At 54.2% G+C, this 20,321-nt stretch carries 16 protein-coding genes and 6 tRNA genes; 4 read left to right on the top strand and 18 right to left on the bottom strand.

Translation table 11 applies throughout. From position 1 onward, the window contains the following. Window positions 1-140: 140 nt before the first annotated feature. The 6 genes from SB13_RS03050 to miaB all read right to left on the bottom strand — a co-directional run bounded on the left by SB13_RS03050 (window position 141) and on the right by miaB (window position 7,088). Window positions 141-1,037 (bottom strand): glutamate/aspartate ABC transporter substrate-binding protein, encoded by an 897-nt coding sequence (locus tag SB13_RS03050; RefSeq protein WP_026738941.1) that lies wholly within the window; start codon window positions 1,035-1,037, stop codon window positions 141-143. A 353-nt stretch (window positions 1,038-1,390) separates the two neighbouring features. Next, complete coding sequence (gene lnt / locus SB13_RS03055) at window positions 1,391-2,923, bottom strand: apolipoprotein N-acyltransferase (RefSeq protein ID WP_026738942.1); 1,533 nt, start codon at window positions 2,921-2,923, stop codon at window positions 1,391-1,393. A 6-nt stretch (window positions 2,924-2,929) separates the two neighbouring features. Next, window positions 2,930-3,808, bottom strand: a complete 879-nt coding sequence (corC, locus tag SB13_RS03060) for a CNNM family magnesium/cobalt transport protein CorC (RefSeq protein WP_026738943.1) — start codon at window positions 3,806-3,808, stop codon at window positions 2,930-2,932. 120 nt (window positions 3,809-3,928) lie between these two features. Further along, window positions 3,929-4,393, bottom strand: a complete 465-nt coding sequence (ybeY, locus tag SB13_RS03065) for an rRNA maturation RNase YbeY (RefSeq protein WP_026738944.1) — start codon at window positions 4,391-4,393, stop codon at window positions 3,929-3,931. Next, complete coding sequence (locus SB13_RS03070) at window positions 4,390-5,445, bottom strand: PhoH family protein (RefSeq protein WP_026738945.1); 1,056 nt, start codon at window positions 5,443-5,445, stop codon at window positions 4,390-4,392. Before SB13_RS03070 ends, ybeY begins: the two co-directional genes overlap by 4 nt. 218 nt (window positions 5,446-5,663) lie before the next feature. Continuing rightward, window positions 5,664-7,088: a tRNA (N6-isopentenyl adenosine(37)-C2)-methylthiotransferase MiaB gene (miaB, locus tag SB13_RS03075; RefSeq protein ID WP_026738946.1), complete on the bottom strand. Its 1,425-nt coding sequence runs from the start codon at window positions 7,086-7,088 to the stop codon at window positions 5,664-5,666. A gap of 198 nt (window positions 7,089-7,286) precedes the next feature. On the opposite strand from miaB, the gene ubiF reads away from it, so the two are divergent. Next, window positions 7,287-8,453, top strand: coding sequence for a 3-demethoxyubiquinol 3-hydroxylase (gene ubiF / locus SB13_RS03080; RefSeq protein ID WP_026738947.1), 1,167 nt, complete (start codon window positions 7,287-7,289; stop codon window positions 8,451-8,453). A 100-nt stretch (window positions 8,454-8,553) separates the two neighbouring features. Further along, window positions 8,554-8,886 carry an SMR family transporter gene (locus tag SB13_RS03085; RefSeq protein WP_072000195.1) on the top strand — a complete coding sequence of 111 codons (333 nt, stop codon included), beginning with the start codon at window positions 8,554-8,556 and terminating at the stop codon, window positions 8,884-8,886. A 173-nt stretch (window positions 8,887-9,059) separates the two neighbouring features. On the opposite strand, the gene SB13_RS03090 is transcribed toward SB13_RS03085, so the two are convergent. The 10 genes from SB13_RS03090 to nagB all read right to left on the bottom strand — a co-directional run bounded on the left by SB13_RS03090 (window position 9,060) and on the right by nagB (window position 15,048). Continuing rightward, window positions 9,060-9,134: transfer RNA gene (locus SB13_RS03090), tRNA-Gln, on the bottom strand. Between the two features lie 6 nt (window positions 9,135-9,140). Beyond that, window positions 9,141-9,217: transfer RNA gene (locus SB13_RS03095), tRNA-Met, on the bottom strand. A gap of 46 nt (window positions 9,218-9,263) precedes the next feature. After that, a tRNA-Gln gene (locus SB13_RS03100) sits at window positions 9,264-9,338 on the bottom strand. 36 nt (window positions 9,339-9,374) lie between these two features. Next, window positions 9,375-9,449, bottom strand: a tRNA-Gln gene (locus SB13_RS03105). 30 nt (window positions 9,450-9,479) lie between these two features. Continuing rightward, window positions 9,480-9,564 (bottom strand) — tRNA-Leu (locus SB13_RS03110). 8 nt (window positions 9,565-9,572) lie between these two features. Beyond that, window positions 9,573-9,649, bottom strand: a tRNA-Met gene (locus SB13_RS03115). Between the two features lie 223 nt (window positions 9,650-9,872). After that, complete coding sequence (gene asnB, locus SB13_RS03120; protein ID WP_026738949.1) at window positions 9,873-11,534, bottom strand: asparagine synthase B; 1,662 nt, start codon at window positions 11,532-11,534, stop codon at window positions 9,873-9,875. 307 nt (window positions 11,535-11,841) lie between these two features. Next, window positions 11,842-13,065, bottom strand: coding sequence for a DNA-binding transcriptional regulator NagC (gene nagC, locus SB13_RS03125; protein ID WP_026738950.1), 1,224 nt, complete (start codon window positions 13,063-13,065; stop codon window positions 11,842-11,844). Between the two features lie 15 nt (window positions 13,066-13,080). Further along, on the bottom strand, window positions 13,081-14,226 hold the full coding sequence (gene nagA / locus SB13_RS03130; RefSeq protein WP_026738951.1) for an N-acetylglucosamine-6-phosphate deacetylase: 1,146 nt from the start codon (window positions 14,224-14,226) through the stop codon (window positions 13,081-13,083). 21 nt (window positions 14,227-14,247) lie between these two features. Then, complete coding sequence (gene nagB, locus SB13_RS03135; RefSeq protein WP_026738952.1) at window positions 14,248-15,048, bottom strand: glucosamine-6-phosphate deaminase; 801 nt, start codon at window positions 15,046-15,048, stop codon at window positions 14,248-14,250. 305 nt (window positions 15,049-15,353) lie between these two features. Between nagB and nagE the strand changes: the two genes are divergently transcribed. Together nagE and glnS are read left to right on the top strand one after the other, a co-directional pair. Continuing rightward, entirely contained in the window at window positions 15,354-16,823 is a 1,470-nt protein-coding gene (gene nagE, locus SB13_RS03140) for an N-acetylglucosamine-specific PTS transporter subunit IIBC (protein ID WP_026738953.1), read from the top strand. 204 nt (window positions 16,824-17,027) lie between these two features. Then, entirely contained in the window at window positions 17,028-18,686 is a 1,659-nt protein-coding gene (gene glnS / locus SB13_RS03145; RefSeq protein ID WP_026738954.1) for a glutamine--tRNA ligase, read from the top strand. Between the two features lie 87 nt (window positions 18,687-18,773). On the opposite strand, the gene fur is transcribed toward glnS, so the two are convergent. Both fur and fldA read right to left on the bottom strand, forming a co-directional pair. After that, on the bottom strand, window positions 18,774-19,220 hold the full coding sequence (fur, locus tag SB13_RS03150) for a ferric iron uptake transcriptional regulator (RefSeq protein WP_026738955.1): 447 nt from the start codon (window positions 19,218-19,220) through the stop codon (window positions 18,774-18,776). Window positions 19,221-19,563: 343 nt separating this feature from the next. Further along, complete coding sequence (gene fldA / locus SB13_RS03155; protein WP_026738956.1) at window positions 19,564-20,076, bottom strand: flavodoxin FldA; 513 nt, start codon at window positions 20,074-20,076, stop codon at window positions 19,564-19,566. Window positions 20,077-20,321 lie beyond the last annotated feature (245 nt).

A 20,321-nucleotide genomic window follows, 5' to 3' on the forward strand; every position in this document is an offset into this window, starting at 1 on the left:
AAAGGGTAGCCGTCTAGGCTACCCGAAGACTTGTGAACGGTCTGGAGCTCAGGACAGGGAGCGACTGACCCGAGCCCGCCAGCATGTTCGCAAATCAGCAATCGAAATGCCTGAACCGATTATCTTGTGATGTATGCAGCTTAAAAGGCTTTGTCGTTAGGTGCTTTGAACAAGGCTTTCATATCGTCAGACAGTTCGAAGTTCAGGTTCAGATTGCGCGGCGGAATAGGCTGCTTGAACCAGGTATCAAACCATTTTTCGGCTTCACCTGACGTCTGGATCTGGGCGATGGTTTCGTCGACCAGCGCTTTGAATTGCGGATCGTCTTTACGCATCATGCAGCCATAGGCCTCTTTGGACTGCGGTTGTCCAAGAATGACCCACTGATTTTGATTTTTTGACTTGGCGCGTTCGCCCGCCAGCAGAGCATCATCCATCATAAAGGCTACCGCTCGACCGCTTTCCAGAGTGCGGAAGGAGTCGCCGTGGTCTTTCGCGCTGATGATGCGCATTTTCATTTTCTTCTCGTCGTTCATCTTGTTCAGCAGGACTTCAGAGGTGGTTCCAGAAGTCACCACGACGGTTTTACCGGCCAAGTCCGGGAAATCCTTGATGCCGGAATCCACTTTGGTCATCAGACGGGTGCCGATGATGAAGATGGTGTTGGAGAAGTCGGCCTGTTTCTGACGCTCCAGGTTATTGGTGGTGGAACCGCACTCCAGGTCGTAAGTGCCGTTTTGCAGCAGCGGGATGCGGTTCTGCGCGGTGATAGGAAGCAGTTTGACCTGAAGGTTTGGCGCACCAATTTTCTTTTTGACGGCTTCAACGATCTTGTCTGAATAGGCTTCGGAATAGCCAACGACTTTCTGCTGGTTGTCGTAATAAGAGAAAGGAACGGAAGATTCGCGGTGTCCGATAACGATGACCCCGTTGTCTTTCACTTTCTTCAATGTGCCGGTCAGCTCTTCCGCATGAGCCAGACTGCCTGCCGCCGTACCTGCCAGAAGTAGTGAAAGTGCCAGTTTACGCAATTGCATGTGCTAACTCCTTTGCTGTTGTGATGGCGCTAATCAATGAGTGGCGCTTTGCGGGTGCACCGCGAAAGCGCAAATAAACAGCTACATCGTTAAAAAAAGCCAACTGTTAACAATCTGAGGCCGCTATGTCTCTTTTTTGAGAGTTGATCTGCACTAAATTGCAGCACTTGGTCGGCTTGGCACTACTTTGGTGCTATCGCTGCCCCGAATCCGTGCTGCGTAGGATCAGACACTCTTAAAAGACGCCAGGTTGGCCGCGTCGCATAGGTTTTAGCAATTAATATGCCAGGAGTTAAAAAGGGCATGCTAAGCATGCCCTTTCTTATTCACGATGTCCGATGACGGGAGGAGGGTCAGCGGCGGCGGATGAGGGGAGAGAAAATGGCGCAGAAGCCGAACAGCAGCGTCAGCGTCCACAACGGCCATGATCCCCAACGCGCGTAAGGCGTCATGCCGGTCGCCGGGGTGACGGAGGTTTCCAGCACATCACGCGTGAACTGCGGCAGCGAGGCGCTGACGTCGCCGTTCGGCGTGACGACGGCCGTAATGCCGTTGTTCGTGCTGCGCAGCAAGGGACGCCCCAGCTCCAGCGCGCGCATTCTCGCCATCTGGAAGTGCTGCCACGGACCGATCGAGTGACCGAACCACGCATCGTTGGAGATGGTGAGCAGCATGTCGGTGTTTTCGTGGAAGTTGTCCCGTACCTGCTGACCCAGGATGATTTCGTAGCAAATCGTGGCGGTGAGCCGGTAGCCGCTGACTTCCAGCTGCGGTTGCACATAGCTGCCGCGACTGAATGACGACATCGGCAGATCGAACAGCGGCGCTAACGGGCGTAGCAGGGTTTCCAGCGGCACAAACTCGCCAAAAGGCACCAAGTGGTGCTTGTTGTAGCGGTTGCCGGTGGGGTAGCGATAAGGCTGCTTGTCACCCAGAACGATGATGCTGTTGTAATAGTCTGCGTCGTTGTCTTTGGGGCGGACGTCGACGATGCCGGTGATCAGGCTGCTATGGCGCTCAAGCAGTGCGCGATCGACCAAATGCAAATACGCCTGCTGGCGGGATTCAATGTCGGGGATCGCCGNCTCCGGCCAAATGATGATCGGCGCTTTTCCCATCGCGGGCAGGCTGCTGTCCAGATAGATTTTTAGCGTGTTCAGCAGCTCATCGGGGTCCCATTTCAGGGACTGCGGGATATTACCTTGCACCAGTGCGACATTGACGGTGCGGTCGGGTTCCAGCTTGAACCAGTCGATACCTCGCAGCGGCCATACCAGCATCAGGACCGCGGCTCCGACGACGGCCGGCTGCCAGCGGCGAGTAGACAATGCCAGCGCCAGAAGGCCGCTGATGAGTACCAGCACGAATGTAATGGCGTCCACGCCGAGAATCGGCGCCAGACCTTTGAGCGGGCCATCGATTTGGCTATAGCCGAACTGTAGCCACGGAAAGCCTGTCAGCACCCAGCCACGCAGAAACTCGGTCAACTGCCAGAGCGCGGGCGCAGCGACGGCGACACGCAGCAGATTTGTTTTAGGCCAGAGACGGGTCAGTATCCCGGCAAACATCATGGGATACAGCGCGAGATAAAGCGCCAGGAGAATGACCAGACCCACGTTAATGGGGCCGGGCATCCCGCCGAAGTTAGCGATGCTGACATACACCCACTGTACGCCGCTGATGAACAGCCCGAAGCCCCACGCAAAGCCAACGGCGGCAGACTGGCGGACGCTGCGGCCCAGCGTCAGCGCCTGTAAACCGAACAGGGAGACCAGCGCGGCGGGCCAGATATCAAAAGGGGAAAATGCCAGCGTGCCGCTGGCGCCGAATAAAAGCGCCAGCAGAATCCGGCTCTGCTGGCGTTGTAACAGGGAAGCAACAGTCATAGCTGACTAGTTTTCCAATATGGGTTGCGGAGCGTGGTCAGGTATTCTGACGTGGACTTGAATGATCCGGCGGCTGTCTGCCATAGCGACTTTGAATTGGTAGCCGNCCAGCTCGATGGTTTCCCCCCGAGCCGGCAGATGACCGAATGCCTGCATAATCAGGCCGCCGATGGTGTCTACCTCTTCGTCGCTGAATTGGGTAGAGAAGGACTCGTTGAAGTCTTCAATCGGTGTCAGCGCCCGGACGGTATACGTCTGGCGGGTCAGATGGCGGATGTCGCGATCTTCTTCATCATCGTATTCGTCTTCGATCTCGCCGACGATGAGTTCCAGGATGTCTTCAATCGTGACCAGCCCGGAAACACCGCCGAATTCGTCGATGACGATAGCCATGTGATAGCGCAACGAGCGGAATTCATTCAGCATGCGGTCGACGCGTTTACTTTCCGGTACGACGACCGCAGGGCGCAGGACTTTGTCCATACTGAACGGTTCGGAATCGCTGCGCATGAACGGCAGCAAATCCTTGGCCATCAAAATCCCTTCGATGTGATCTTTATCTTCGCTGATGACCGGGAAGCGGGAGTGGGCGGACTCGATAATCACGTCCAGGCACTCTTCAAGCGTTTGGTTGTGCTTCAGGGTAATCATCTGCGAACGCGGGATCATGATGTCCCGTACCCGCTGTTCAGCGATATCCATTACCCCTTCCAGCATGTCGCGGGTTTCCGGATCGATCAGATCGTTTTGTTCCGAATCACGAATCAGCGTGAGCAGGTCGTTACGATCTTTGGGTTCACCGTGGAAAAGCTGGTTGAGAATAAGAGAAAAGAAGCCCTTTTTGGGGCTGGGGTTATCGCTGTTGGAAGAATGGTCGTCGCTCATGGCGTATCTGTTAACGTCTCTCAGTTTAGGGTAAGAAAACCAGCGGGGGAACGGTCGTGTTCAGCCGCCGCTGGCATATAGCTGTGTAAGATACCGAATTTAACGCAACTCGGTAACCGTTTATTTTTCTGCCAGATAAGGATCGGCGTATCCCATCCCTTGCATGATCTCAGTTTCCAGCGATTCCATCTCTTCGGCCTCGCTGTCTTCAATGTGATCATAGCCCAGAAGATGCAGGCAGCCGTGTACCACCATATGCGCCCAGTGCTCTTCCAATGTTTTTTCCTGCTCGGCCGCTTCCTGCTCCACTACCTGACGGCAAATGATGAGGTCGCCCAGCAGAGGGAGTTCAACTTCCGGTGGTGCTTCGAACGGGAAGGAGAGCACGTTGGTGGGCTTGTCTTTGCCGCGGTAGGTGTGGTTCAGCTCATGGCTTTCCGCCTCATCGACGATGCGGATAGTCACCTCCGACTCCGCCTGAAACTGCGGCAGCACCGTATCCAGCCAGCGCTGAAAGTGAGCCTCTGAGGGCAGACCCTCGCTGTTTTCACAGGCGATCTGCAGATCGAGAATGACCTGACTCATTTGTGCTCCTGCCCGGCGGCTTGCAGCGCTTCGCGTTTACGCTGTTCGGCCAGCGCGTCTTTGCGCTTTTGCTCCGCCGTTTCCCAGGCTTCATAGGCGTTGACGATACGAGCGACCACAGGATGGCGCACCACATCTTCGCTGTGGAAGAAGTTGAAACTGATTTCTTCGACGTCTGACAGCACTTCAATTGCGTGCCGCAGCCCGGATTTCTGGTTGCGTGGCAGGTCGATCTGCGTCACGTCGCCGGTGATGACGGCTTTAGAATTGAAGCCGATACGCGTCAGGAACATCTTCATTTGTTCGATCGTAGTGTTCTGACTTTCATCCAGAATGATGAAGGCGTCATTGAGCGTGCGGCCGCGCATATAAGCGAGCGGAGCGACTTCAATCACATTGCGTTCAATCAGTTTCTCGACTTTTTCGAAGCCCAGCATTTCGAAAAGCGCGTCATACAGCGGGCGCAGATACGGGTCGACTTTCTGGCTTAAGTCACCCGGCAGGAAGCCCAGTTTTTCACCGGCCTCTACCGCCGGACGGGTCAGCAGAATTCGGCGAATTTCCTGGCGCTCCAGCGCATCGACGGCGGCGGCCACCGCCAGATAGGTTTTCCCGGTACCGGCCGGTCCGACGCCGAATGAAATGTCGTGATCGAGAATATGGGCGACGTACTGCGCCTGATTGGGCGTACGTGGTTTGATGACGCCGCGTTTGGTACGAATGTTCACCGCTTTGCCGAATTCAGGCACGCTGTCGGCGGATTGCTCCAAAACGCCGGACTCTTTGATTGCCAGATGGATCTGTTCTGGGTCGATATCCTGGCTCGCGCCCTTCATCGGCGCGGTATCAACATACAGATGCAGCAGGATATCGGCGGCCGCCTTAACGCAAAGTTCGGTACCGACTAATTTGAATTGATTATCGCGTCGGTTGATTTCAATGCCCAGGCGTCGTTCCAACTGTTTGATATTGTCGTCAAACGGGCCGCACAGGCTGAGTAAACGTTTATTGTCCGCGGGTTCGAGGGTTATCTCTTTGGTCGTTACGTTCAAATTATTCCTCTTGGTATTTAACCGGAAAATGGACGGATTGAGACGGGAGTCCCGTCGACTGGCGATCGCCAGCTATGCATGAATAACCATGATTATTTATCGCTAACCCGAAAAGGCGCAAGTCGCACTACCGATATTGGGGGCAGTTTCATAAAAACAAGGCAGGATTATCGGGATGGGAACTCGGGCAGCCAAGGCTGCCCGTTGTTGCGAGAGTATCAGGGNTGATAAATGCCAACGCCAATCTCATTTTCTTTGCGGGTACGGGCGATGACCGCCGCCGGCGATTCAATTACGCGTAGCCCCATTTGATCTTCGGTGCGGACCAGTATGCCGCGCAGCGAGTTCGGGTAAACGTCGACGATTTCCACGTCCACAAACTTGCCGATCATCTCAGGCGACCCTTCGAAGTTGACGACACGGTTGTTTTCGGTGCGGCCGGAAAGCTCCATGACGTTCTTGCGGGAAGTCCCTTCGACCAGCACGCGCTGTACGGTCCCCATCATCTGTCGACTGAAGCGCATTGCCTGCTGGGTAATGCGTTCCTGCAGGAGATACAGACGCTGTTTTTTCTCGTCTTCGCTGACGTCGTCCACCATATCGGCCGCTGGGGTGCCGGGGCGTGGTGAATAGATGAAGCTGAAGCTCATGTCGAAATTGACGTCGGCAATCAGGTTCATGGTCTGCTCAAAATCGTCTTTAGTCTCGCCGGGGAAGCCGACGATGAAGTCGGAACTGATTTGAATGCCCGGACGCGCTTTATGCAACTTGCGGATAATCGCTTTGTATTCCAGCGCGGTATGACGACGCTTCATCATCGTCAGCACGCGGTCGGAGCCGCTCTGCACCGGCAGATGCAGGAAGCTGACCAGCTCCGGCGTATCTTCATACACGCTGATGATATCGTCGGTGAATTCGATCGGATGGCTGGTGGTGAAACGGATGCGGTCGATGCCGTCAATGGCGGCCACCAAACGAATCAGTTCGGCGAAGGTGCAGATGTTGCCGTCATAGGTTTCGCCGCGATAGGCGTTAACGTTCTGGCCCAGCAAGTTAACTTCGCGCACGCCCTGTTCGGCCAGCTGCGCCACTTCAAACAGCACATCGTCGCAGGGACGGCTGACTTCTTCGCCGCGGGTATAGGGGACCACGCAGAAGGTACAATATTTATTGCAGCCTTCCATGATGGAGACGAAGGCGGTCGGGCCTTCGGCGCGCGGTTCCGGCAGACGGTCGAATTTCTCGATTTCGGGGAAGCTCACGTCAACGATCGGGCTGTGCGTGCCGTTCACGTGATTAATCATTTCCGGCAGGCGGTGCAGTGTTTGCGGCCCGAAAATGACGTCTACGTAGTGGGCGCGTTCGCGAATGTGCGCGCCTTCCTGGGAAGCGACGCAGCCGCCGACGCCAATGATCAGGTTTGGATTGCTATCTTTCAGCGCTTTCCAGCGGCCAAGCTGATGGAAGACTTTTTCCTGCGCCTTTTCACGGATCGAACAGGTGTTCAGCAGCAGAATGTCCGCTTCTTCTGCGATTTCGGTCAGCTCATAACCGTGAGTGCTTTCCAGTAAGCCGGCTATCTTGGATGAATCGTATTCGTTCATCTGACAGCCCCAGGTTTTTATATGCAGTTTTTTTGTCATTGTCATCGACTTGCCATTACTCAGTTCGGGTGAACACGCTTTACCTTGATGCGGGCGCGTATTGTAATCGTTTGGCGCCGCTGTGACCAGCATGCGCCAATCTTCGCTTTTCTGATAAAAGCGGCTGAAATCCAGTAAACTGTGCTTAATTCTCTTCCTGTCATGCACGGGACTCTCATCGCGAATAGTGGGGCACGTATGCACTTTGACGCAGTCATTGTCGGCGGGGGTATGGTGGGCGCCGCCGCCGCATTAGGATTGGCGCAAAATGGTTTTCAGGTGGCGTTAGTGGAGCAGGAAGCGCCGCCGGCGTTTGATGCCGAAAGCCCGCCGGATTTGCGGCTATCCGCCATCGGCTATGCTTCCGTGGCGCTGTTACGCCAGCTAGGAGCGTGGGCGAACGTGGAACAGATGCGCAGCGCGCCCTATCGGCGGCTGGAAACCTGGGAATGGGACAGCGCCCGAGTCGCGTTCGACGCCAGCGAGTTGAACTTGCCGGAATTGGGTTACATGGTCGAAAACCGGGTATTGCAACTGGCGCTGTGGCAGTCGCTGGAAAAGACTCAGGGAGTGACGTTTCTCTGCCCGCGGCATCTTAAACAGTTGGATTACGATGCGCCGGTCTGGCGACTGACGCTGGATGACGACGCCGTCGTCGAAACGACGCTGGTAGTGGGCGCGGATGGCGCGCAGTCGCGGGTTCGCCAGTGGGCGGGAATCGGCGTCAGCGGTTGGCAGTATCGCCAGTCTTGTATGTTAATCAGCGTTCGTACGGAAGGGGCGCAGCAGGATGTGACCTGGCAGCAGTTCACGCCGGATGGCCCGCGTGCCTTTTTGCCTTTGTTCGATCAGTGGGGATCGCTGGTGTGGTACGACAGCCCGCAGCGCATTCGCCAGTTGCAAAGCTTGTCGATGGCGCAGATGGACGACGCAATCGCAGAAACTTTTCCTGCGCGTACCGGGCGGGTCAATGCCGTGGCGGCGGGCGCCTTCCCGTTAATTCGTCGGCATGCCCAGTGCTACGTGGCACCGGGATTGGCGCTGCTGGGGGATGCGGCGCACACTATCAACCCACTGGCGGGGCAGGGCGTGAATCTGGGTTACCGTGATGTCGCAGCCTTGCTGGCGGTTGTCTCTCAAGCGCGAGACCGCGGCGAGTGCTGGTATGAGGCGTCGGTCCTTCAGCGTTATCAGCAACAGCGCAGGACAGACAATCTGCTGATGCAAAGTGGGATGGATTTATTCTACGGGGCTTTCAGCAACCGCCTCGCTCCACTGACGCTGGCAAGGAATGTGGCGCTGATGGCGGCTCAACGTGCGGGTAAACTGAAACAGCAGGCGCTGAAGTACGCGCTGGGGCTTTAGTTCAGGCGGCCGGTCTAGGCCGCGTTTAATCATGGCGCGGTACAGTGCGCCGTACTGCGCTGAACATCGCGTTTATCCAACAAAAATGTGTGTGAAAAGAATGATGACATATCTATATCTATTTTTAGCGATCGTCGCTGAAGTGATCGCCACTACGGCGCTTAAGCTATCGGATAGCTTCACCCGTTTGGTGCCCAGCATCGTTACCCTGGTGTTTTATGCGGTGGCCTTCTACTGCCTGACCATTACGATGCGCACGCTCCCGACAGGCGTCATCTATGCCATCTGGTCCGGTGCGGGAATTGTATTAATTGCTGGCGTTAGCTGGGCGATCTATGGTCAGCGTCTGGATTTACCCGCTGTGCTGGGCATGGGGCTGATTATTGCCGGTGTGATAGTGATTAACGTCTTTTCCAAATCCGTCGCGCATTAATACCGATAGAGAAAGAAGGGATAAGCGTTGGCGAAATGCCGACTGATGTAACGGTCGCAGCGTCGAAAATGTTGGGTGGGTGATTACCGCATTGCGACTGGAATGAGTCAACGCGATTTAGGACGAATTACCAGCAACAAAAAAGCCTGCATAAGCAGGCTTTTTTGTATTCGTGGCTGGGGTACCAGGATTCGAACCTGGGAATGCCGGAATCAGAATCCGGTGCCTTACCGCTTGGCGATACCCCAATAATATGGTGGCTACGACGGGATTCGAACCTGTGACCCCAGCATTATGAGTGCTGTGCTCTAACCAGCTGAGCTACGTAGCCTTTGTACTGCTATTTGTCAGAAGAAAGTTTCTTCGTGACGAATGTTTGGCTGGGGTACCAGGATTCGAACCTGGGAATGCCGGAATCAGAATCCGGTGCCTTACCGCTTGGCGATACCCCAACGGGTTGCACTTCTAATGAAGTGTCTCACTAAAATTGGCTGGGGTACCAGGATTCGAACCTGGGAATGCTGGGATCAAAACCCAGTGCCTTACCGCTTGGCGATACCCCAATAAAACGTTGCTTGACCTAGAAGATTACATGGTGCGGGAGGCGAGACTTGAACTCGCACACCTTGCGGCGCCAGAACCTAAATCTGGTGCGTCTACCAATTTCGCCACTCCCGCAAAAAAGATGGTGGCTACGACGGGAATCGAACCTGTGACCCCAGCATTATGAGTGCTGTGCTCTAACCAGCTGAGCTACGTAGCCATCTTTTCCGCGTCACCTTCATCGGCGTTGCGGGGCGCATTATGCGTAGTTGACTTTGAACCGTCAACACATTTTTTCCCGAAAATGGCCTGTCGGCGGCCGTTTGTCTGGGTTATGAACAGTATGAACAGAAAAGCGTCAAAAGGCCGTTTTTTTTGCCATCATCGATAAGAAAAACGGGCCTCTGGAGGCCCGTTTAGTGTGAGAACCGTGAAATCGACGGTTAGTAGGCTGACTGGTGCACGCCTACGGCGCGACCAGACGGATCGTCCATCTTTTTGAAGGATTCGTCCCACTCAATCGCCTTGGCGGAAGAGCAGGCGACGGACGGTCCTCCGGGAACGCATTCTGCAGCGCTGGGAACCGGGAACAGCTCTTCAAAGATCTCACGGTACAGGTAGCCTTCTTTAGACGTCGGCGTGTTGTACGGGAAACGGAAGTGCGCGGTTTCCATCTGCTGGTCGGAAATTTGCTCCGCAGCGATCTCTTTCAGAGAATCAATCCAGCTATAACCGACCCCGTCGGAGAACTGCTCTTTCTGGCGCCATGCCACGTCGTGCGGCAGGTATGACTCAAAGCACTCGCGCAGGATGTGTTTTTCCATTTTGCCGTTGCCGCACATCTTGTCTTTCGGGTTAACGCGCATCGCCACGTCGAGGAACGCCTTATCCAGGAAAGGAACGCGGGCTTCAACACCCCATGCGGACATCGCTTTGTTGGCGCGGGCGCAGTCGTACTGATGCAGCGCCAGCAGTTTACGCACGGTTTCTTCGTGGAACTCTTTGGCGTTAGGCGCTTTATGGAAGTAAAGGTAGCCGCCAAACACTTCGTCGGCGCCTTCGCCGGACAACACCATTTTGATTCCCATCGCTTTAATTTTACGGGACATCAGATACATCGGCGTGGACGCGCGAATGGTCGTTACGTCGTAAGTTTCGATGTGGTAAATCACATCGCGGATGGCATCCAGGCCTTCCTGCACCGTAAAGTTGATCTCGTGGTGCACGGTGCCCAGATGGTCAGCCACCTGCTTGGCCGCCTTCAAATCCGGCGCGCCTTTAAGACCGACGGCGAAAGAGTGTAACTGCGGCCACCAGGCTTCGCTGCGCGCATCATCTTCCACACGGCGAGCCGCATATTTTTTGGTGATGGCGGAAATAATAGAGGAATCCAGTCCGCCGGACAGCAGAACGCCGTAAGGAACATCAGACATTAAATGACTTTTAACCGACTCTTCCAGCGCGTCGCGCAGTTGTTCTTTATCCGTCACGTTGTCTTTAACGTTTTCGTAGTCAAACCAATCGCGGCGGTAGTACTCGCGAACTTCACCTTCTTGGCTCCACAGGTAGCTGCCAGCCGGGAATTCTTTGATCGTGCGGCATACAGGCACCAGCGATTTCATTTCGGACGCGACATAGAAGTTGCCGTGTTCGTCGTAGCCCATATACAGCGGGATAATGCCCAGATGGTCGCGGCCGATCAGGTAAGCATCTTTTTCGCTGTCGTACAGCGCGAAGGCGAACATGCCGTACAGCTCGTCAAGGAATTCCGGTCCTTTTTCCTGATAGAGAGCCAGAATGACTTCACAGTCGGAACCGGTCTGGAATTCGTAACGGTCGGCGTATTTCTCACGCAGTTCCTGATGGTTATAAATTTCGCCGTTGACGGCCAGAACGTGGGTGCGTGACTTGTTGTACAGCGGCTGAGCGCCGGTGTTGACATCAACGATAGAAAGACGCTCATGCGCCAGAATCGCTTTATCGCTGGCATAGACGCCGGACCAATCCGGGCCGCGGTGGCGCATCAGGCGGGACAGCTCCAGCGCTTTTTTACGCAGTTCAACCGGGTCGGTTTTCAGATCAAGCACACCAAAAATAGAACACATAAAATGAAGCTCCTTGATTCGCCGATCTCGCGAGTGGTCGCGAGTCAAATAAATGAGGTGTTGCCAGCAGTGGATGGAGCGATGTTTCTATGCCGAATGACCGCGCTGTGTGTACCGCTGCTGTGTCAGTAACGAAGATTTAGCATCAAAATGGCACTTGAGTTCAATAACCTTTAATGAAAAAAGCATTCATGATGAGGAATACTTAATATTTAGCGCAATATAATAAACATTCCATAAAATGCATTTACGGGATGCGCCTTTTTTTGGTGATTCCATAATTCGGCCTTATGGCCTTAATCGGCGCTTACTCTTTTTCCAGCAGCCGGATCAGCAACGTACCGTTAAGCATCGCCCGTTTGACCAGCGCGAAGGCGCCGATGGCGGACAGATGATGCAGTTCGGAAACCACGACGGGCAGGTTATTGCGAAAGTCCTTCAATACCTGCGTATTGATGCAGCGCTGGATAGCCGGCAGCAAAATTTTCGCCGCTTCGGTCACTTCCCCGGCGATCACGACCTGCTGCGGGTTGAATAGGTTGACCGTCAGAGCGATAGCCTTGCCCAGATACAATCCTGCATGTTCAATCACTTCATGCGCGAGCGCATCGCCACGGTTGGCGGCCAGACAGATCGGCGCGATCTGGCTGGTTTCCTCGGTGAGCTTGCTGGGGTAACCCTGTTTCAGCAGATGCAGAACGCGCTGCTCAATGGCGGAGTTGGATACCACGGTTTCCAGACAGCCAAAATTGCCGCAGTGGCAGTGATCCCCTAGCGGATCGATCTGAATATGACCGATTTCGCCGACGTTGCCGTTGCTGCCGAGAAAAATCTGCCCATTGACGATGATCCCCGCGCCGGTGCCGCGATGCACCCGAATCAAGATGGAGTCCTGACATTGGCGGCTTGCGCCGAAATAGTGTTCGGCCAGCGCCAGGCTGCGAATGTCGTGGCCGATAAAGCAGTTGACCTCGAAGCGCTCTTGCAAATGTTCCACCAGCGGCCAGTTGTCGACGTTGATATGCGGCATGTAGCGGACCAGACCGGCGGTAGGGTCAACCAGTCCCGGCAGCACCACGGAAATAGCGATCAGTTCGCGAATGCGGTTTTGATGCTGACTGATGAAGTGATCTATCGCTTTGAAGAGTGCGGTTTCTACCGTCTCCTGCGTCTTCTCCGGCAGGGTATAGTGCGTTTCCGCCAGCTGTCGCCCTTCCAGATTGTAGAGCGCGATGGTAGCGTCGTGGCGTCCGAGGCGGACCGCGATGGTATGAAAAGGGCGGGTCTCCGACACAATCGAAATTGCCCGGCGACCCCCGGTGGAGGCTTGCTGATCGACTTCTTTAATCAGCCCGCGCTCCAGCAGTTGGCGAGTGATTTTCGTGACGCTGGCGGGCGCAAGCTGGCTCTGTTCGGCGACTTGTATCCGGGAGATCGGACCTTGCTGGTCGATGAGCCGGTACACTACCGCGCTGTTTAACTGCTTTACCAGATCGATATTACCTATCTTCGCCTGTTCGCCTGTGGTCATGAAAAGTTGCCCGACTTAGTTCAATACTTCCTCGCCGTTGACAAAAGTATTGATGACATGGAAATCACGGGTGAACGCCGTCAGATTCGCGACTTTGCCGCACTCGATACTGCCCAGTCGGTGGTCGATGCCGATGGCGCGGGCAGGGTAGAGGGTGGCCATTCGGAGCGCTTCATCCAGGGCGATCCCCGCCTGTTCTACGCAGTTGCGTACCGCATCGATCATGGTGAGCGCCGACCCGCTGAGGGTGCCGTTCTCATCCACACAGATGCCGTCGCGGTAGTATATGGGTTTGCCGGCAAAAATGAACTGGTCAATTTCGGCGCCGGCGGGCGCTGTGGCGTCGGTGACCAAGACCAGTCGGTCGCCCTTAATGCGTTTACTGTTGCGGATGTTGGCCCAGCTGACGTGATGGCCGTCGGCGATGATGCCGCTATAGATTTCCGGCGCGTCGTAAATCGCGCCGACCAGCCCCGGTTCGCGTCCGGCAATGACCGGCATGGCGTTGAAAAGATGCGTGGCGCAGCGGATACCAGCGGCGAAGCCGCGTTTGGCCTCTTCCCAGGTTGCATTGGAGTGGCCTGCGGAAACGATAATGCCGGCGCGGGTCAATCGCTGGATGACGTCGGCGGCAACCTGCTCTGGCGCCAGTGTGATTTGGGTGATGACATCTGCGTTAGCGCACAAAAATTCGACTAACGCCTCGTCCGGTTGGCGGATCAGCGTGATGTCATGGGTGCCTTTCTTGATGGGATTCAGCCATGGACCTTCTATGTGCAGTCCCAACGCCTGGTGGTTGTTCTGCGCCAGATAGGCGCGCATGACTTCCACGCCGCGCCGGATGAAGTCGTCAGAAGCGGTGATCAGCGTCGGCAGGAAACTGGTGCAGCCGGATTTTTCATTGGCCTGCTGCATGATTTCCAGCGTTTTGACCGAGATATTGTCCAGCGTGTCGTTAAACTGCACGCCGCCACAGCCGTTCAACTGAAGGTCGATAAATCCCGGAGCGAGCAGGGCGCCGTTGAGGTCGCGTGTTTCAATATCGGCCGGTAATTCGTTTACCGGACAAACACGGTCTATCAGGCCGTCGGCTATGACAACGGCGTGACCGTCGAGAATTTGATGGCCGGTAAAAATGCGGCCATGAGTTAAAGCGTACATCGTGAGCTCCCGGCTAACCGATTAGAAATGTGTGAGGTTCTCAGCTTCCAGTTCGCGAAAATATTTAACGGTTTTCACCTTCAGTTCCATCGTCGACGGTTCGTCGCAGACCATCATCGATTTGGCATGCAGCTGTAGACAGCTGATGGTCCACAGATGATTGACGTTGCCTTCAACCGCGGCCTGCAGCGCCTGCGCCTTGTTCCGACCGGTGACCAGAATCATGATCTCTTCCGCATCGAGCAGCGTTCCGACCCCTACGGTCAGCGCATATTTGGGAACCAGGCTGACGTCGCCACCGAAAAAGCGCGAGTTGGCGACGCGGGTTTCTTCGGTCAGGGTTTTGATGCGCGTGCGCGACACCAGAGATGACGCCGGTTCGTTGAAAGCGATATGACCATCGCTGCCTACGCCGCCCATGAACAGGTGAATTTTGCCGTAAGCGCGGATTTTGTCCTCATAACGCTGGCACTCCGCGGTGATATCCTTCGCGTTTCCGTTCAACAGATTAATGTTTTCATGTGGGATATCAATGTGATTAAAGAAATTCTGGAACATGAAGGTTCGATAGCTCTCCGGATGATCNGGAGGAAGCCCGACATATTCGTCCATATTGAAGGTAACGACGTGCCGGAAACTGACTTTTCCCGCCTTGTGTAGCGCAATCAGAGCCTTGTAGGCTTCCAGCGGCGTGCTGCCGGTGGGAAGCCCCAGCACGAAAGGTCTTTCGGGCGTAGGATTAAAGTCGTTAATGCGCTCTGCGATATAACGTGCGGCCCATTTGCCGACTTCCTCGGCGGTGTTGAGCGGGATCAGTCTCATTGGCGTTCTCCTGAAGCGTCAGCAATCGCTTGAAATTTAGGTCTATAGTCGAATGTCACGGCGATATTCCATCATCGTGCTACGAAATGTAGTCTAGCGCGTTTTTTTTTATCTTGAAATAAGTGGTGTGATCGCTCTACCCATAAACTTTTTATATGAGATTTTTAGGTGAGGTTTATCACATAATCAGTGATGTTATTTCGCAATAAAAATTATTTTTCTTACACTCAAAACTTATCCGCAGGATGGGGCTAAAACGAATACATCGACTGGCTGTTTCATTGTTCGCAAGGGGAGAGAGGAAAGTGAGTATACTCGGTTATCTACAGAATATAGGCCGGGCGCTGATGGTGCCTGTCGCCACGTTGCCTGCCGCCGCCATTTTGATGGGGGTAGGATATTGGATCGACCCTACGGGATGGGGCAGCCAGAACGCACTGGCCGCGCTGTTGCTCAAATCTGGCGCGGCCATCATTGAACACATGTCGGTGTTGTTCGCCATCGGCGTCGCGTACGGGATGTCGAAGGACAAAGATGGTTCCGCGGCGTTGAACGGGTTCGTGGGCTATCTCGTTCTGACCACTTTGTGCTCGCCGGCGGCGGTCGCCATGATTCAGCAAATCCCGCTGGACCAGGTTCCGGCAGCGTTCAGTAAAATTGAAAACCAGTTCGTCGGTATCCTGGTCGGGGTGATTTCGGCGGAACTCTATAACCGTTTCAGCGGCGTGGAACTGCCGCGGGCTCTCTCTTTCTTCAGCGGCCGCCGTCTGGTGCCGATCCTCACCTCTATGCTCATGATCGTGGTCGCCGCTATTCTCATGTACGTTTGGCCGATGATTTACGGTGGCTTGGTCTCCTTCGGTGAACACATCCAGCGGCTTGGCTCCGTCGGCGCAGGTATTTACGCTTTCTTCAACCGTATGCTGATCCCTGTCGGGTTGCATCATGCGTTGAACTCGGTCTTTTGGTTCGACGTCGCGGGGATCAACGATATTCCTAATTTCCTGAGCGGGCAGCAGGCGATTGATGCGGGTAAAGCCATCCCCGGCATCACCGGTCGTTATCAGGCGGGCTTCTTCCCTATTATGATGTTCGGCGTGCCGGGCGCGGCGTTGGCGATTTACCACTGTGCCCGCCCTGAGAATCGCAGCCGGGTGGCCGGAATTATGATAGCCGGCGCTTTTGCCGCGTTCTTTACCGGGATCACGGAGCCGCTGGAGTTCTCCTTCATGTTTGTAGCGCCGGTGCTCTATTTTCTGCATGCGCTGCTGACCGGGCTGTCGGTCTACATCGCCGCCAGCATGCATTGGATTGCCGGTTTCGGTTTCAGCGCGGGTCTGGTGGATATGGTGCTCTCGTCCCGTAACCCGCTGGCGACGCAGTGGTATATGTTGATCCCGCAGGGGCTGGCCTTCTTCGTCATCTACTACGTTGTGTTCCGTTTCACCATCCAGCGTTTCAATCTCCTGACGCCGGGACGCGAAGCGTCCGCAGCCCCGTCGACGGCGGCTTCGTCTCCAGACAAGCTGGAAACGGTGGCCGAGGGATATTTACGCGCCGTCGGGGGGAAAGAGAACCTGACCGGCATCGACGCCTGCATTACGCGTCTGCGCTTAAATGTGAAAGACGCCGGGCGGGTGGATGAAGCGTTAGCCAAGCAGCTGGGTGCTTCCGGCATCATTCGTCTGAACGCGCAAAGCGTGCAGATTGTGGTAGGAACGCAGGCTGAAAGTATTGCGTCCGCTTTGCGGCAGGCTTCGCAAAAAACAGGCTAAACTTTATTTGTCTGGTGAAAACAGGTGACCCCTCCGGGCGATCCCGTCATTGGAAGATTCATAACGGGGTGAAGATAAAACTTCACCCCGTTTTTTATGCCGTTCACTTCCATGCAATTTAGGTGAAACAAACGGTTGTTTCCCGGCGTGGCTTGTTGGATCATTAGCGGTTATGTGTTGTTTTTCGTTTTTAAGGAATCAAGCATGAGTGAGGCAGAAGCCCGCCCAACGAATTTTATTCGCCAGATCATCGATGAAGACCTGTCATCGGGTAAGCATGATCATATTCAGACGCGTTTCCCGCCGGAGCCTAATGGTTATCTGCATATCGGTCATGCAAAGTCGATTTGCCTGAATTTCGGTATCGCTGAAGATTATCAGGGTCAGTGCAATTTGCGCTTTGACGATACCAATCCGGTAAAAGAAGACATTGAATTTGTCGACTCCATCAAACACGACGTTCAATGGCTGGGCTTCTCCTGGAGCGGCGAAGTCCGTTATTCGTCCAACTATTTCGACCAACTGCACCAGTACGCCATTGAGCTGATTAATAAAGGTTTGGCGTATGTCGATGAGTTGACGCCGGAGCAGATCCGCGAGTACCGCGGTACGCTGACCTCCCCAGGTAAAAACAGTCCTTACCGCGATCGTGACGTTCAGGAAAACCTGGCGTTGTTCGAAAAAATGCGCAGCGGCGGATTCGCCGAAGGTACTGCGTGCCTGCGTGCCAAAATCGATATGGCGTCGCCTTTCATGGTGATGCGCGATCCGGTGTTGTATCGGATCAAATTCGCCGATCATCACCAGACCGGCAACAAGTGGTGCATCTACCCGATGTATGACTTTACCCACTGCATCTCCGATGCGCTGGAAGGGGTGACTCACTCCCTGTGTACGCTGGAGTTCCAGGACAACCGTCGTCTGTACGACTGGGTGCTGGACAATATTTCTATCCCCGCGCATCCCCATCAGTACGAATTTTCTCGTCTGAATCTCGAATATGCGGTGATGTCCAAGCGCAAGCTGAATCAGTTAGTGACGGAAAAGTTCGTGGAAGGCTGGGACGATCCGCGTATGCCGACAATCTCTGGTTTGCGTCGTCGTGGTTATACCGCGGCTTCCATTCGCGAGTTTTGCCGTCGTATCGGGGTGACCAAGCAAGACAACACGGTAGAAATGGCGTCGTTGGAATCCTGCATTCGCGATGATTTGAACGAAAATGCCCCGCGCGCCATGGCCGTGCTGGATCCGGTGAAAGTCATTATCGAGAATCTGCCGGAAGGTCACGAAGAGTGGGTGACGATGCCGAACCATCCCAACAAACCGGAAATGGGAACGCGTCAGGTAGGTTTCAGCCGCGAGCTGTACATCGACCGCGCCGACTTCCGTGAAGCCGCCAACAAGCAATACAAGCGTTTGGTGCTGGGAAAAGAAGTACGTCTCCGCAACGCCTATGTGATCAAAGCCGATCGCGTTGAGAAAGATGAGCAGGGCGAGATCGCTACGATTTACTGCAGCTACGATCCGGACACGCTGAGCAAAGATCCCGCCGATGGCCGTAAGGTGAAAGGCGTCATCCATTGGGTTTCCGTTGCGCACGGCATTCCGGCCGAATTCCGCCTGTATGACCGTCTGTTCAGCGTAGCGAACCCGGGGGCTGCGGAAGATTTTCTGTCGACCATCAACCCTGAATCGCTGCAGATTGCTAACGGATTTGTTGAAGCCAGCATGGCGGATGCGGTAGTAGAGAAGGCGTACCAGTTCGAACGTGAAGGGTACTTCTGTGCAGACCGCGTGTACTCCAGCGCTGACCATTTGGTCTTCAACCGCACGACGGGTTTGCGAGACACCTGGGTCGGTTAATTTAACCGGGCCTGAATAAAGAAAAAAGAAAACCGCCGCGGCGGTTTTCTTTTTTTATAAATCAGTTTTTGTTAATTAAAACAGGGATTAATTCCCTTCGTGCAGTTTTTCGTCTTCACGGCAGTTGCCGGAGCTGCAGTGGCCGTACAGGTACAGACTGTGGTTGGTCAGTTTGATACCGTGGCGCTCTGAAATCTCACGCTGGCGAGCTTCAATAGATTCATCGCTGAATTCAATGACACGTCCACAGTCCAGACAAATCAGGTGATCGTGATGCTGTTGCTGAGTCAGTTCGAAAACTGATTTGCCGCCTTCAAAGTTGTGGCGGGTAACGATACCGGCGTCGTCAAACTGGTTCAGCACGCGATAAACGGTGGCCAGACCAATTTCCTCTCCCATATCAATCAGCTTTTTATACAAATCTTCCGCACTGACGTGATGGCAAGTTGGGTCCTGCAGTACTTCCAAGATTTTAAGACGAGGAAGGGTTACTTTCAGGCCGGCCTTCTTTAATGCGGTGTTGTTGTCAGTCATGCGGATTTAGTCCTGTTACTCTACTTTCATCAAGGGAGGCTAACTAGCCTAATATCATCGGTCGGCTCAAACATGTTTATTCGTCTCAATTATAGAACTGCACAGGCGAAATGAAAACCGCAGAACCGTAACCATATCAGGCTTACCCATCGGTAAGGGGGACGGCGCAACGCCGTTTTAAAAGCGAAAAATGGTGAGAAACCAGCTAACCGAAGGGGGTATTGTACCGCGCAAAGCGGAAAAGTTAAAAAAATGTATCTATCTTTACGACAGATTTTACCTATTGATACGGCTCCGACACAAATTTGCGCCGGGCCGCAATGGGGAGAACTGTTCCAAAAGCTTACAAATCCAGCTCTGCGCTGATTTGTTTCACCCATGCGCTCACGCGCTCGTCGGTCAGTTCCGGCTGACGATCTTCATCAATCGCCAAACCGATGAAGTGCGAGTCGTCCGCCAGACCTTTAGAGGCTTCGAAGTAGTAGCCTTCGGTTGACCAGTTACCGACGATGGTCGCGCCGCGCGGTTCGATAATGTCACGCAATGTGCCCATGGCATCACAGAAATACTCGGCATAGTCTTCCTGATCGCCGCAGCCAAAGAGCGCTACGCGCTTGCCGGTGAAATCGATGTCTTCCAGCGTCGGGAAGAAGTCGTCCCAGTCACACTGTGCTTCGCCGTAGTACCAGGTTGGGATGCCCAGCAACAGAATGTCGAAACGCTCAAGATCTTCTTTGCTGCTTTTGGCGATGTCATGCACTTCTGCGACATCGGTGCCCAGCTGCTGTTGGATTGCCTTGGCAATGTTTTCGGTATTGCCAGTATCACTGCCGAAGAAAATACCTATAAGTGCCATGGATAATATAACCTCTTGATTCCTATTGAAATGGTGCCAGAGCTACCACAGATCGGGTAATGATAGCAGACCCTTTCTGAGGGAGAAACTTGTATCTGCCGATGCCTGGGTTCTCTCCGCCTTCACGTTGATTTTTCATGTCTTAAATATTTTTATAACTTTTTTAATCTACTATCTTATTGAAAGGTTTTAACTAAATATTATTTCAGGTTTTTTTCTCAGTTTTGCGAGGTCTGTCCTCTAAA

Origin of the sequence: Lonsdalea quercina subsp. quercina, from assembly GCF_000688695.1 — a bacterium.
In the GTDB taxonomy this organism is placed as follows: domain Bacteria; phylum Pseudomonadota; class Gammaproteobacteria; order Enterobacterales; family Enterobacteriaceae; genus Lonsdalea; species Lonsdalea quercina_D.